The sequence below is a fragment of the Levilactobacillus enshiensis genome (genome assembly GCF_007115095.1).
Lineage (GTDB): Bacteria > Bacillota > Bacilli > Lactobacillales > Lactobacillaceae > Levilactobacillus > Levilactobacillus enshiensis.
On the sequence record NZ_SULH01000001.1, the window covers coordinates 522,457 to 535,981 of the forward strand.

12 protein-coding genes are annotated in these 13,525 nt (G+C 35.4%); all 12 read left to right on the forward strand.

Features of this window, described 5'->3' with window-relative positions; all coding sequences use genetic code 11:
- Positions 1 to 8: 8 nt before the first annotated feature.
- A complete protein-coding gene (locus tag FAY32_RS02475; protein WP_143461877.1) occupies positions 9 to 989 on the forward strand; it encodes an LCP family protein in 981 nt (326 codons plus the stop codon).
- Positions 990 to 1,792: 803 nt separating this feature from the next.
- Positions 1,793 to 2,578, forward strand: a complete 786-nt coding sequence (locus FAY32_RS02480; RefSeq protein WP_143461878.1) for a YveK family protein — start codon at positions 1,793 to 1,795, stop codon at positions 2,576 to 2,578.
- A 7-nt stretch (positions 2,579 to 2,585) separates the two neighbouring features.
- Positions 2,586 to 3,338: a CpsD/CapB family tyrosine-protein kinase gene (locus tag FAY32_RS02485; protein WP_143461879.1), complete on the forward strand. Its 753-nt coding sequence runs from the start codon at positions 2,586 to 2,588 to the stop codon at positions 3,336 to 3,338.
- On the forward strand, positions 3,335 to 4,117 hold the full coding sequence (locus FAY32_RS02490; protein WP_143461880.1) for a tyrosine-protein phosphatase: 783 nt from the start codon (positions 3,335 to 3,337) through the stop codon (positions 4,115 to 4,117). The genes FAY32_RS02485 and FAY32_RS02490 overlap by 4 nt, the downstream gene beginning before the upstream one ends.
- Complete coding sequence (locus FAY32_RS02495; RefSeq protein WP_143461881.1) at positions 4,118 to 4,786, forward strand: sugar transferase; 669 nt, start codon at positions 4,118 to 4,120, stop codon at positions 4,784 to 4,786. It begins immediately after the preceding gene.
- Positions 4,787 to 4,795: 9 nt separating this feature from the next.
- Positions 4,796 to 5,887: a glycosyltransferase gene (locus tag FAY32_RS02500; RefSeq protein WP_143461882.1), complete on the forward strand. Its 1,092-nt coding sequence runs from the start codon at positions 4,796 to 4,798 to the stop codon at positions 5,885 to 5,887.
- A 36-nt stretch (positions 5,888 to 5,923) separates the two neighbouring features.
- Positions 5,924 to 6,970, forward strand: coding sequence for a glycosyltransferase family 2 protein (locus FAY32_RS02505; RefSeq protein WP_143461883.1), 1,047 nt, complete (start codon positions 5,924 to 5,926; stop codon positions 6,968 to 6,970).
- A 13-nt stretch (positions 6,971 to 6,983) separates the two neighbouring features.
- Positions 6,984 to 7,937 (forward strand): DUF6625 family protein, encoded by a 954-nt coding sequence (locus tag FAY32_RS02510; RefSeq protein ID WP_143461884.1) that lies wholly within the window; start codon positions 6,984 to 6,986, stop codon positions 7,935 to 7,937.
- Between the two features lie 29 nt (positions 7,938 to 7,966).
- Entirely contained in the window at positions 7,967 to 9,061 is a 1,095-nt protein-coding gene (locus FAY32_RS02515) for an EpsG family protein (protein WP_143461885.1), read from the forward strand.
- A 131-nt stretch (positions 9,062 to 9,192) separates the two neighbouring features.
- On the forward strand, positions 9,193 to 10,695 hold the full coding sequence (locus FAY32_RS02520; protein ID WP_143461886.1) for a lipopolysaccharide biosynthesis protein: 1,503 nt from the start codon (positions 9,193 to 9,195) through the stop codon (positions 10,693 to 10,695).
- Positions 10,696 to 10,923: 228 nt separating this feature from the next.
- Positions 10,924 to 11,871: an acyltransferase family protein gene (locus FAY32_RS02525; RefSeq protein ID WP_143461887.1), complete on the forward strand. Its 948-nt coding sequence runs from the start codon at positions 10,924 to 10,926 to the stop codon at positions 11,869 to 11,871.
- A gap of 144 nt (positions 11,872 to 12,015) precedes the next feature.
- Complete coding sequence (locus tag FAY32_RS02530; protein WP_143461888.1) at positions 12,016 to 13,092, forward strand: LCP family protein; 1,077 nt, start codon at positions 12,016 to 12,018, stop codon at positions 13,090 to 13,092.
- Positions 13,093 to 13,525 lie beyond the last annotated feature (433 nt).

Consider the following 13,525-nt stretch of genomic DNA (forward strand, 5'->3'; position numbering starts at 1 on the left):
GCGGTAATATGCAACATGGAAAAAAGACGCATCGGGTGCGTAATATTATTCTCATTGTAATCCTGCTGTTGTTGGTGGGGACAGGTGCCTATGGCATGAGTCGCTATCAGAGTATTAAGGGGTCGGTGGATAAGACCTTTAAGTCGGCAGGAATTACCAAGGAACGCGACGTGAATGGGCAATTGAATGGCAAAAAGCCCGTCTCCATCCTGTTGTTGGGGACGGACACGGGGGAGTTCGGTCGGAGTTATAAGGGCCGGACGGACAGTATGATGATTGTGACCGTCAATCCCAGCACGAATAAGACGACAATGACCAGTATTCCACGGGATACGGCGGTCAGCATTCCGGGATTTACGGACGTGGCACCGTCGAAGATCAATGCGGCCTATGATTGGGGACAGGCGGCAACGACCATTACGACTGTGCAGAAGATGTTGAACGTGCCGATTGACTTCTATGCGTTGATCAACATGGGCGGCATGGAAAAGGTCATCAATAAGATTGGCGGTGTCGACGTGACGCCATCGCTGAGTTTTACGTACGAGGGCTACACGTTCAAGAAGGGCGTGCAGATGCACATGAATGGTAGTCGGGCGCTGGCGTACTCGCGGATGCGGTATGAGGACCCGCTGGGTGACTATGGCCGACAAACGCGTCAACGGCAGGTCCTGCTGGCATTGCTCAAGCAAAGTGGGTCGATTTCGACCTTGTTGAACCAGGACTTCATCAGTTCGCTGTCGAGTCAGGTGCAGACGGACTTAACCTTTAATGACTTGACCTCGCTGGTAAAGAACTACCGCAAGGCGACAGGGGCCATCCAACAGACCCACCTGCAAGGAACGGGTAAGATGATCGGTGGTCAGAGCATGGAGGTTATGAATAAAGGCGAGTTGCAGCGGGTTACCGACTTTGTGCGGGATGGACTGGCGTTGCCGCATAAGGAGACTGGGACGATTGCGTTGCCGTCGGCGTTTGGTGAGAAGTGATGGGTAAGTCTGATAATACAATTAGCAAGCACTAAGTTAATTTAAGGAAAATAGTACAGGAGCTGTGACATAATTAACTCTTGTAGTTAAAAAGGATACGAAGCCGGATCTTGGCCTCGTATCCTTTTAGGGATGCCCTTAGACTTAATGTACACGAAATAGTAAAGCTTCCGCTGAGTGGGCGGATATACTCTCAAAACCTCCATATGAATTAGAATTTAGGTGTCGAAGTCAACATCGCTAAATCGAAAGGGGACTGTTTAGATGGCGAATAAACGCAACAGTTTTAGGCACACAAAGTAGCTAATTCAAGTACCATATTGAACACGCTCTATAAAGGATGATCTGTAATCAGTATCGATGTAAGTTACAAGAAAATATTACGCTTCTGTGTCAATACAAATGAGTGAATTCTTTTGAAGACCACATGACGCCATACTATGTTCAGCTATTGGTAAGTATTCCGCCAAAGATGAGCGTTTCAATTCTTTTGCAACGGGTGATTTTTATTACTACATATTTTGATTACAAATTTGGAATTTAAAAATCTAGTCCTACAATGGTCAAGACTATAGAGCGTAATGGAAAAAGTAATGATATTGTCTTAATCAAATATATTAAGCTATAGTATAATATTAAGAGGAATGATGATGTTGGACCGTTATTTTAGATGTAGAAAAAAGATATTATTGCGGTTAACTAAATTTGGTGCTATGCTTTTAGCTGATTGTTTTAAAAAAGTTAGAAAATGATAAAACATTGGTTGTTGGTAAATTTACCTTACAACTACATTGGAGGAAAAAATGGATTCAGGACAAACAGTTAACGTAATGCGAATTTTCGGCATTATGCGGAAACATGTGAAGTTGATTTGGGGAACTACGCTTGTCATTTTTTTGATAGCAGTCTTTGCAACCTTTTTTGTAATGACGCCGAAGTATGAAGCTACTGCTGAAATTCTGGTTAATCGGAAGCTTAACGCGGCAACGCAAGGAGCTCAATTTCAACAAGTTCAGGCTGACGTACAAATGATTAGTACATACAAGGATATTATTAATAGTCCCACAGTTTTAGATGAAGTTAGCAAGACGGTTAGAGACTACCCAGGCTATCCAGGTTCCGTTGATGGGTTGAAAAACTCAATTTCAATTGATAGTCAAACAAACTCTCAGGTATTTTCTATAACTGTGAAATCAACTGATGCGAAAACGGCTGCAGTTATTGTGAATCAAACCGCTAAGACGTTTAAGAAAAAAGTTGTAAAGATGATGAGTGTTAACAACGTTTCGATTGTTTCTAAAGCGACTCCTAATTATTCATCTGTTAGTCCTAGAAAAGGTTTAAATTTGTTAATCGGTATTGTTACAGGACTGTTATTGGGAATTGTATTTGCCTTTTTACGTGAGGTTACTGATCGAACAGTTACTTCAGAAGACTTCTTAACTGACGAACTAGGGCTAAATAGTTTAGGTGTTATAAGTGAAATTGATGAGAAGGAAATAAAAAAGCATATTCATCGGCATCAATCCCGTGGAGATGTAGAGGTAGTTAAAAATAAGATGGCACCGCGTCGTAAGAGAAGGGTGTAGAGAAGTAATGTTTAAACGAAAAAACAAGAAATTGGATGATAATAGTTTGAAATATGGGGTAGGATTAGTAGCATATTCTGACCCGTCAGGAATGATTTCGGAGCAGTTTAAAACTGTTCGAACAAACATTCAATTTTCATCTGTCGATAAATCTTTAGAATCAATTTTATTTACTTCTTCAGAACCATCTGAAGGTAAATCAACGGTAAGCAATAATATGGCGGTCACTTGGGCAGACCAAGGAACAAAGGTTATTTTGGTTGATGCTGATTTGAGACGTCCGACAGTACATCGAACTTTTGATGTTAGCAATCGTTTGGGCTTGACTAACTATCTTTCGGGGAATGCCACGTTGGAAGAAGTAATTCAACCGACAATGATTAAAAATCTTTCTGTAATTACGAGTGGCCCTATTCCACCTAATCCTTCTGAGCTTTTAGGGAGTGAAAGAACAATTACTATGATGAGTGAACTAGTAGCTCAATCTGATTTATTGATTTTGGATGCCCCACCTGTAAATACAGTTACCGATGCACAGCTATTAGCTGCACGAGTCGACGGGACAGTGTTGGTTGTGCCACAAGGTATTGCGGATAAGGCTGGTGTGCGACATGCAAAACAATTATTGGAGACAGTTCATGCCAATATATTGGGCGCAGTAATGAATCGTGTAACGGCTGAAAAATCAGAAGGTTACTATGGTGGTAGTTATTATGGTGGATCATATGCTGGATATTATGGAACGGATGATAAAAAATGAGTTTAATTGATTTGCATTGTCATATCTTACCGGGCGTGGACGATGGTGCTAAAGATTTACCGATGGCCCTTGAAATGGCAAAAGCAGCGGTTGAGCAAGGAATTTCTAACATTTTATTAACACCGCATCATATGGATGGAGATTATACCAACCATAAAGATGATGTTTTGAAAAAAACTGAGGTATTTCAGCAAGAAATTGTTAATGCAGGTATTCCTTTAAAAGTTTTTCCGGGGCAAGAAGTCCATCTGACAGGCGAATTATTACAAGCAATAGATGATGATGATATATTATTTATGGACGAAGGCGGTAAGTATTTGTTACTTGAACTTCCCCATAGTGGAGTTCCCGAATACACTGAAGAAATGCTTTTTGAGTTAATGGCAAGAGGAATTACACCAGTAATTGCTCATCCTGAGCGAAATCATGGATTTCAAAAAGAGCCCGATAAGATATTTGATTTTATTGAGATGGGATGTTTAACACAGTTGACAAGCAGTAGTTATCTTGGTGTTTTCGGAAAAAAAGTCGAAACGTTAACTGACAAGCTCATACGTGCGAACTTAGGATTTGTATTTTCTTCGGATGCTCACAACTTTGAAGGACGGCGTTTTTTAATGAATGATGCCTTCAAGAAGTTAAAAAAACATGAAGGAACTCGCAAAGCAGAGTTATTTAATAGTAATGCTCGTTCAATAATTAACGGTGAAGAAGTTCCAGTACCAGAAATTACGCGAGTGTCCGACGTTAAGAATAGAAGAAGGTTTTGGGTGTTTTAGATGGAATATAGTGAGAGCAAGCCTAAATTAATAGCAATTGACATGGAGCATGAACAAAAACGTTATGTTTATCGTTTCTTTAAGCGTTTTTTTGATATTTTGGCAAGTTTGGCAGGATTAATTTTATTGATGCCTTTGTTTTTGATCGTTGCTATTGCAATTAAACTTGAAGATCCTAAAGGACCGATTTTTTATTCCCAAACGCGGTTGGGGAAAAATCAGGCTCCTTTTAAGATGTATAAATTTCGATCCATGGTAGTCGATGCAGATCGTTTGTTAAAAAAACTTTTAAAACAAAGTGATGTCAACGGGGCAATGTTTAAGATGAAAAACGATCCTAGAGTTACAAAAGTTGGATTATTTATTCGAAAATATAGCATTGATGAACTACCACAGCTTCTAAATGTTTTAATGGGACAAATGAGTTTAGTGGGACCCCGACCACCTTTGTCTCGAGAGGTAGCTCAATACACAGATTATGATAAGCAACGATTGATTGTAAAGCCTGGTTGTACAGGGTTGTGGCAAGCTACGAAGCGTAACAGTGTTGGTTTTGATGAGATGGTACAGTTAGACTTACGATATATACGTCAAAGAGGAATTCTTTTTGACTTGTATATTATTTTCCGTACGATTATTGTTTTTGTTAGACCTAATGGTGCTTATTAAGGAGAATTTATGATAATTTTACATTTTGCCGAATATGCATCTGGAGGAGTTGCAACATATTTAAAAGGACTTATAGTAGCACAAAATAATTCCAGTGATGTGGACAAAATTTATCTCTATGTTAGTGAAAAAAATACAGATGTTGAGCTTCTTCACTTGAAGTTGAATAAATTGATTGTTGTTCCCTACAAATATAGCAGATCCCTGGTAGGACTTTGGAAGCTTTTGTCCTTGTCAAAAGAAGTTAAAAAATTACATCCGGATGTTATTCATATTCATAGTAGTTTTGCTGGAATAATTAGAGTCAATTTTCTTTTCTCTAGGTTCAAAAAAAATGTTGTCTATTGCGCACATGGTTGGGCATTTAATAGGGATATCAGTTCTGCAAAAAAAATTTTTTTTAAACTAATAGAAAAATTTTTATCATATGGCTGCAATAAAATTATTAATATTTCGAGGTTTGAAAGAGAAACCGCTCGGTTTATACCGTCCTATAAGATGATTACAATATATAATTCTTTGCCCAAAAAGAAAATAGATAGGACATCAAATAAAGTATCAAATAAGGCACGTTCTGGAATGGAGTTATTGTTTATCGGTAGATTGGATCGGCAAAAGGGAATCGATTTGCTGGTTGAATCAATTAAAAAGATAAATGATGATGGTTTTTTTGATTTGAAAATTATAGGTGATAGTGTTGTTAATCCAATTATCACCAAAGAAAATTCTAAAAACATTCATTTTTTGGGATGGAAAAATGAATGTTCGGTTACAAAGGCTTTAGTTAATGCAGATGCTTTAGTAATTCCTTCTAGATGGGAAGGCTTTGGTCTGGTGGCATTAGAGGCTATGCGTGCTGATTGTTTAGTTATAGCCAGTGATGCAGGTGCTTTACCTGAAATTGTTGTTGATGGTAAGACTGGAGTTATTTTTAAATCACAGTCTGTTAATTCATTGGAAAGTACATTATTAAAAGTAAAAGAAATGTCTTCCAGTGAGCAAGTCTCATTAGAAAAGGCAGCTGCTATGAGATTCAAAAGCGTATTTGATTATTCAAAAATGTTTAAGCAGGTTATGAACGTTTATCAAGGATTAAATTAATTCAGTTGCTCATCTTTAGTTTTGAGAGGTTTTTTAATGAAAATTAGCATTGTTACTCCCGTTTATAATGTACAAGATTATTTAGATCGATGCTTGAATTCAATGTTGTCACAATCTTATCGTAATCTGGAAATCATATTGGTAGATGACGGTTCAACAGATCGGTCATTAGACATATGTAGAAGATTTGAAGCGAAAGACCCGAGAATTCGGTTGATTGTGCAAAAAAATTCAGGCGTTTCAAGTGCTAGAAATGCTGGACTCAAGGCTGTTACAGGGGATTATATATTCTTTTTAGATGCAGATGATTGGATTGAACGTGATTATATTCGACGGTGTGTGGATGCATTGATGTTACGTCGAGTAGATCTTTTATTTACTCCATACATTAGAGAATATAAAAGTAATCCAATTCATAATGACTTATTTAAGCAATGTGATATGAGTTTTGACAAAGCAAAGGTGAGTAATTTCTTACTAAGACGCTTCTTTGGTGAAATTGAACATGAATTAATGCATCCAGCTAAAACTGATGATTTCTCCGCTGTATGGGGGAAATTTTATCGAGCAGATATTTGTAAAAAGATAAGCTTCGTTGATACAAAAATTATCGGCAATGAAGATGCGTGGTTTAATATCAATTTTATCAGTAATGCCAATTCAGCTAAGTACTTTGGAAGTGTATACTATCATTATTATAAAGAAAACAAAACATCGTTTATAACTGTATATGATGCGAATAAATTTGAAGGCTGGAAAAACTTATATAAGTTAATGGACGAGTATATACATGATAATGATCTAGGAAATGACTATAAACAGGCGTTAAATAATCGAAAGATAACTGACCTAATGGACTTAGCTAGAAATGTTGCCAGTTCCAACATGAGATGCCTGGTGAAGATTAAAAAAATGAAAATGATTCTCAATGATGAGATGTACGATGAATCATTTAAAGCATTTGATTTTTCTTTTTTAAATTTGCCGTGGCGTTTCTTTTTTAAGTTGTGTCAGCACAAGCATTCGTTGGTAGTATTAATAATTTTAAAGTTAGCTGAGCCTTTAAAAAAGATACTTAAATAAAGGAGCTTTAATTATGAAAATGGCTTTCGTTATTCCATATTTTGGAAAATTCAACAATTATTTCCAGCTGTTTCTTAACTCGTGTAAGCATAATTCGGATGTAGAATGGTTTATTTTTACGGATGATCGTGATAATTATGTTTATCCTGAGAATGTTAGGGTTGTTTATATGAGTTTTTCAGATATGCAAAGAAAATTTCAAGAAAAATTTGACTTTCCTTTATCACTAGACTATCCGTATAAACTCTGTGATTTTAAGCCATCTTATGGGTACGTATTTGAAGATTATTTAAAAGGGTACGATGCATGGGGATATTGTGACACGGATTTAATATGGGGAAATATTTCCAGATTTATTACACCCAGTTTATTAAAAGAATATGACAAAATTGGTGATTTAGGACATTGTACATTGATTAAGAATACTTTTAAGAATAATCGGGCATTTATGTTACCAATAAATGGTGACAGGGTATATAAAAGAGTCTTTAGTGTAAATCATAATAATTCATTTGATGAAGAGTATTCCAATAGTATTAATAATATCTTTGAAGAACATAATTTGAAGATTTTTCCAATTTCAAAGTTCATAGCCAATATATATACGAAGTCTTCTAATTTTAAACTAACTTTTTTAGATAAAAATAGAAAATATAAAATTGAGAAAAAAAGCAAAAATGTTTTTGTCTGGCATCAAGGTAGGTTGGTTAGGTTTGTTAAAACTGCTAGTAGCGTCGATAGTCAAGATTTTATGTATATCCATATGCAGTCACGTAAAATGAAAGTTGAATTGGATAGTTTTGATCGGTATAAAATTATTCCAAATGTATTTGAAAAATTAGAGGTACAAGACGTTACAAGTAACACATTTCCAAAGTATAAATATTTCAACTTACATTATTTTCGATTACGTACACATAATTTAATCGATAAGACTGAAAAAAAGATTAAGTCATATGGACTTTAAAACATATTGGAAGGCGTGTTGAGAACATTATGGTTGTTGAAATTGGTATAGGTATAACGGCTTTTCTAGTTTTTCTTGGCATGCTTTTTCAAGGAAGAGTAGTTTTTATTCTACAGATAATATGGCTAATACTCATCAGTGGGTTGAATACCTATAGTGTAGATTGGGAGAATAATTTTGGAACATTTCAGGTAGCTGATTCGAACAATTTAAGTCAATCTGGAGTTTTCATGGTTGTTTATAATTTTTTTGCAGTTTTAGCGAAAAAGTATGGTATGGAATATGTGGAATTTAATTTTATATTGGTTATGATTTCTACACTCTTAATTGGTTTTGTAGTGTTTAGGTTGACAAGACGTCCCAGTATTGTTATGTCATTGGTTTTCATATACCCGTTCATTGATAATATCATTCAAAAGCGCTGGTACTATGCGCTGGGAATATCAGTCTTCGGAATATATCTGTCTATAAATGCTAAATCACGGACAAGCAGGACAGTAATCTTACTTATCACGGCATTGATAGCGTGTCAATTTCATACAGGTGCAGTGCTACTTTTTACTCTACCTGTGTACCTGCTATTTACTGAAAAGTTGCAAAATTGGATTACAATTCTAGTTGTTTTAATAGGTACGCTTGGAAGTGACCGAATTTCTGGAATAATTAATGCTGTTTCGGGTGGGGTTCTAGCTGATAAAGCGACGCTTTACTTTACTACTTTAGCTGCTAATTCTTCAATGGGACACTATTTGTTTTGGGCAGCGTGGCAAGTTATTCAGACTGTCATTATATATTATGTTTACAAGTATGATTCGGAAAACAAATTTGTTAAGTTTGTCTGGAGACTAAATGTATGGGCAATGTGTATTATCCCACTCTATATGTTTGATCCTGTGTTTACGCGTTTGTTCAGAATTGTCTTAATTTTTAATTATGTGGCTGTTGCTAATAGTTTTTGGTTTAACAAAAGATATGAAATTTCTCGAGCAGGATTGTTTTCATTGCCAATGCAAATACTCATTACAGGAATTTCCTTCTATGTTTTTGATATAAATTCTAAATTGGGAATTGATGCAATGATATTTGCTATTTTTAAAAACAATCAATTTTTGGGACTATTTTAGACAATGGGTTATTTTTATTATTTAAATTCCTGTTATTGACGAATGAAATCATATGGGGCTCGTATTTCTTGTGTGGAAAGACTTCTGAAGATGATTGCGGATGGCGCTTTGAAAATGAAGGGTAGTATGGAATGAAAAATCAACGTAAATGGGGAGCGGCATTATCGTATTTTAATATAATCATGAAAAACTTGATATATTTTATGTACACACCGTTTCTATTAAGATTTGTAGGTCAGGGAGACTATGGGCTCTTTCAAATGACTAATTCAGTAATGATGGGACTCAGTTTATTATCTATGGGCTTTTCAAGCTCATATGTAAAATTTTATATAGAGTATAAGATTAAAGATGGTGAAAAAAAGGTCAGAAAGTTAAACGGCTTATACTTGTTAATTTTTTCGGTGATAAGTTTACTGTCTCTAGTAATTGGTTTTATACTCGTTTTGTACAGTAATAAATTATTTTCGAGAAGTTTAACACTACGTCAGATTGGCCTTACAAGAGAATTGATGTCAGTTTTAGTTATAAGCGTGGCAGTAGCTTTTATATCATCCGTTTTTGATTCAAATATTATTGCAAATGAACGATTTGCATTTCAACAGGGAAGGCAACTATTTCAAACAATAGCAGTGCCTGTAATATGTATCCCACTTGTACTATTGGGGGTTGGAGTACTTTCTATTGCTATTACACAGTTAGTAGTAACAATTGTATTTTTAATTCTTAATGTTCAGTATTGTTTAAAACAGTTAGAAATGAAGTTTACGTTTCAAGATCTTTCACTTAGCATGTTTAAGGATATTGGGCTGTTTTCTTTTTTTATATTCCTAAATCAGATTGTCGACTTAGTGAATAATAATGCACCCAACTTTATTTTAGGAATGGTTAGAGGTGCGGATCTGGTAGCAACATTTTCAATTGCAATTTTGATAAAAAACATGTTTTATTATTTTTCTAATGCTCTTTCTTCTATGTTCATTCCAAGAGTTAATGAGCTAGTTAACCATGATTCAGACATGAGTGTCTTAACGGATCTAATGATCCGTCTAGGGCGCATACAGATGTCTGTGTTGTGTTTCATATTGGGAGGATTTGTAGTAGTTGGTCAGTACTTTATTAACGTGTGGGCAGGACATATTAATTCGCAAGCGTATCTGTTAGTTTTGTTGATGGTAATTCCTGCACTGGTTCCTTTCTCACAAAATATTGGTATTGAAATTCAGCGAGCCTTAAATATGCAGTTGTTTAGATCAGTAGTATATATTGTGTTTGCTATTGTAAATATCGTGTTAACAACTGTTGGCGCAATTAAATTTGGACTTATTGGAGCAGCTTTTGGCTACATAATAAGTGTGGTATGTGCAAATGGTTTTTTGATGAATTGGTATTATCAAAGGCGAATGGGCTTAAATATGCTTCGTTACTGGAAAGAAACCCTCAATGTTATTATACCGGCTGTAGTGTCGGTCTCTTTCCTTCTTATTTTAAAAATGTTTTTTGGCAACATAGGATCTTTTCTGCTTTTTGTAGTATACGGATTAGCTTATGTCATTATATATATAACTATATATTTAGGGTTCATAGCCAATAGATATGAAAAAAGACTTATTTCAGATTCTATAAGACGGTGAGTTCCAACTTAGCGTTTTATATACTGATAGCTGTAAATATAACAAATTAATGATGAATTTTTCGAACACTTAGACTTGTGAAACTGCCGTGATCCTAGCTTAATACGACTTTTTATTTTTGGTGTGCAATGTTGTTAATATCAAAGTTCAAAAGAACATACTTTTGTATAAAATACCCGGCAGCAAAAAAAGTTAACAGGTAATTCATGGAATAATAGGAGTATATGAATGAATATTAAGCTCAGTACATCGTTAAAAGGATTTGCAATATTAATTGTTATATTTTCTCATTATTACAGATATATAGCGGTAACGTCTTTATTGCATCCGTTGTATCATTTTGGTTTTTTAGGTGCTGCGTTATTCGCTTTTCTGTCTGGGTATGGAGTCTTTATGTCTTATTCTCGGAAGGGATTTTATAAGGGATGGTTTGTAAAGAAAATAATTAAAGTGTATATTCCTTTCCTTATAGTGAATTTGCTTGCTGAATTATATTTTTATCCTGAGAGGTTAAGCGGAGACCGGTTTATATCAGACTTTCTTTTGGGGACAAATGATCTAGTCTTATGGTATGTGCCGTTTATACTCATATTTTATTTTATTTTTTTTATTTCATTTAAATTATTTAAAGATGATCGGCAAAGCATATTCTTCTTGACATTAGTGTATGTTATTTATGTGATTGTTTGTGAGTTTTCTCAAGTCGTTGGTTCACCATGGTATACGAGCGTCGGAGGATTAGTTCTAGGGGTTTGGTTTGGACATCTAAATATTAAGACATACAGTATAAAAATGGGGTTATCATACCTCGGCTTAACTATTGTTTTTATGGTTTTGAATTTAAAGCTTAGAGAAATAAGTCTTATGAAAGACTGGACAACAATATTTGCTGCACTAGCTTTCTGTGGACTCCTTTTTGTAATATCATTGTTTTTATTTAATAATATTAAGCATCTCTTCTTAAGTACTTACATTTTCGAATCATTAGTGTTCATTGGAAATGTTTCATACTGGATATATATAACACACATTAAAGTTTTAAATCTGATTAGTGGCCTATCAGGCATGCATGGGATATTAATTTTATTTTTCGTAATTACAGTTGTCGAGTCTTATATCTTGAATTCCTTATTTAATTACCTTGAAAGTAATTTACGAATAAAAAAGAATGACTAAACTATAAACTTTGACTTCACTTTTTTTGTTGATAAAAAGTGAAAATTTGAAGAAAAGGTATAAATACTTGAGATTGTAAACACAGTTGAGCTACTTGACGTATAATGAGCGTATGCTTAGGCATATGAAAGGGTGGATAGCAAGATGCAACGTAGAAAGAAGAAACATACTTTCCGTAATGTGATACTGAGTATTATTGCATTGCTGTTGATTGGTGGTGCGGCCTATGGAATGGTGCGTTATCGGAGTATTAAGAGTTCTGTAAATAGTTCTTTTAAAGCAGCGGGATTGACAAAAGAAAGAGATGTTAACGATCAATTAAGGCGTAAAAAACCTATTTCCATTCTCTTATTGGGAACTGATACGGGGGCTTTGGGGCGTAACTATAAAGGTCGAACTGACAGTATGATGGTCATAACGATTAATCCCTCAACCAATAAGACTACAATTACAAGTATCCCGCGGGATACAGCTGTAAGCATTCCAGGTTTTAAGGATGTGGCTCCATCCAAAATAAATGCGGCTTATGCATGGGGACAGGCCAAGACTACGATTACGACGGTTCAGAAAATGTTAAATGTTCCAATTGATTTTTATGCGTTAATTAACATGGGGGGAATGGAAAAAGTTATCGATAAAGTAGGTGGGGTCGATGTTACACCGACCTTGAGCTTTAAGTATGGGGAGTATACCTTCACTAAAGGTATCAAGACACATATGGATGGAGCGAAAGCTCTAGCTTATTCCCGAATGCGGTATGATGATCCTCAGGGAGACTATGGACGGCAAACACGGCAACGAGCAGTGTTAACTGCGATAGTTGCCAAAAGTGGGTCCATTTCTACATTACTCAATCAAGAATTTATTAACTCTTTGTCAAAGCAAGTACAAACCGATTTAACTTTTGATGATTTGACCTCTGTAGCTAAGAATTATCGTTCAGCTACTGGAAGTATGAAGCAGACACACTTGCAGGGAAATGGAACTACAATGAATGGTCAGAGTTTAGAACTAATGAAAAAAGTAGAATTGCAGCGAGTTACTAATTTTATCCGAAATGGTTTGAGCCTGCCGTATCAAAAAACAGGAACAATTGCACTTGCTACTTCATTTAAGACGAAAAGTAAGTCGGATTCTTCATCCACGTCTAGCGACAGCGTATATACGGATGTAACGACTAGTAATTCTGGAAGTAGTGAAAATCAAGGGTATGGGTATTAATTAATTGTATAATTGAATGATTAATGGGTTCTTTTTTGAGCGACATTAAAATATAACACTCGGAATTGCGAAGAAAGGGCTCTTTTTATTTTGATTATACCTAAAAACTGGTTGAGGAGAATCCAAATATTTTCCTCAACCAATTTTTGTTTTGTAAGCACCTAATAATTAACGTAAGCACCCAATAACTGACCGTCTATGACTGGCGACAAATACACGATATGATTACCTCATCAAATAAATTGGGGAGGTTTTTATTATGGAAAAACAAGATATCGTTCAAATCAAGATGCCACATGAGGCTGCTAGAACAACGGGAGTTGTTCTCAGCCGGGCAGTCCAGTTGAATATTGGCAAAAATAAGTCCGTGATTATTTACAACAAGGCCAATGGTTATATCGTTGACGCCCTCTTTAAGGCGGTGTTCAACGAT

Coding starts and splice junctions, on each gene's coding strand:
- FAY32_RS02525 (WP_143461887.1), top strand. CDS start 10,924: ATGAATATTAAGCTCAGTACATCGTTAAAAGGATTTGCAATATTAATT.
- FAY32_RS02505 (WP_143461883.1), top strand. CDS start 5,924: ATGAAAATTAGCATTGTTACTCCCGTTTATAATGTACAAGATTATTTA.
- FAY32_RS02475 (WP_143461877.1), top strand. CDS start 9: ATGCAACATGGAAAAAAGACGCATCGGGTGCGTAATATTATTCTCATT.
- FAY32_RS02530 (WP_143461888.1), top strand. CDS start 12,016: ATGCAACGTAGAAAGAAGAAACATACTTTCCGTAATGTGATACTGAGT.
- FAY32_RS02515 (WP_143461885.1), top strand. CDS start 7,967: ATGGTTGTTGAAATTGGTATAGGTATAACGGCTTTTCTAGTTTTTCTT.
- FAY32_RS02480 (WP_143461878.1), top strand. CDS start 1,793: ATGGATTCAGGACAAACAGTTAACGTAATGCGAATTTTCGGCATTATG.
- FAY32_RS02500 (WP_143461882.1), top strand. CDS start 4,796: ATGATAATTTTACATTTTGCCGAATATGCATCTGGAGGAGTTGCAACA.
- FAY32_RS02495 (WP_143461881.1), top strand. CDS start 4,118: ATGGAATATAGTGAGAGCAAGCCTAAATTAATAGCAATTGACATGGAG.
- FAY32_RS02485 (WP_143461879.1), top strand. CDS start 2,586: ATGTTTAAACGAAAAAACAAGAAATTGGATGATAATAGTTTGAAATAT.
- FAY32_RS02520 (WP_143461886.1), top strand. CDS start 9,193: ATGAAAAATCAACGTAAATGGGGAGCGGCATTATCGTATTTTAATATA.
- FAY32_RS02510 (WP_143461884.1), top strand. CDS start 6,984: ATGAAAATGGCTTTCGTTATTCCATATTTTGGAAAATTCAACAATTAT.
- FAY32_RS02490 (WP_143461880.1), top strand. CDS start 3,335: ATGAGTTTAATTGATTTGCATTGTCATATCTTACCGGGCGTGGACGAT.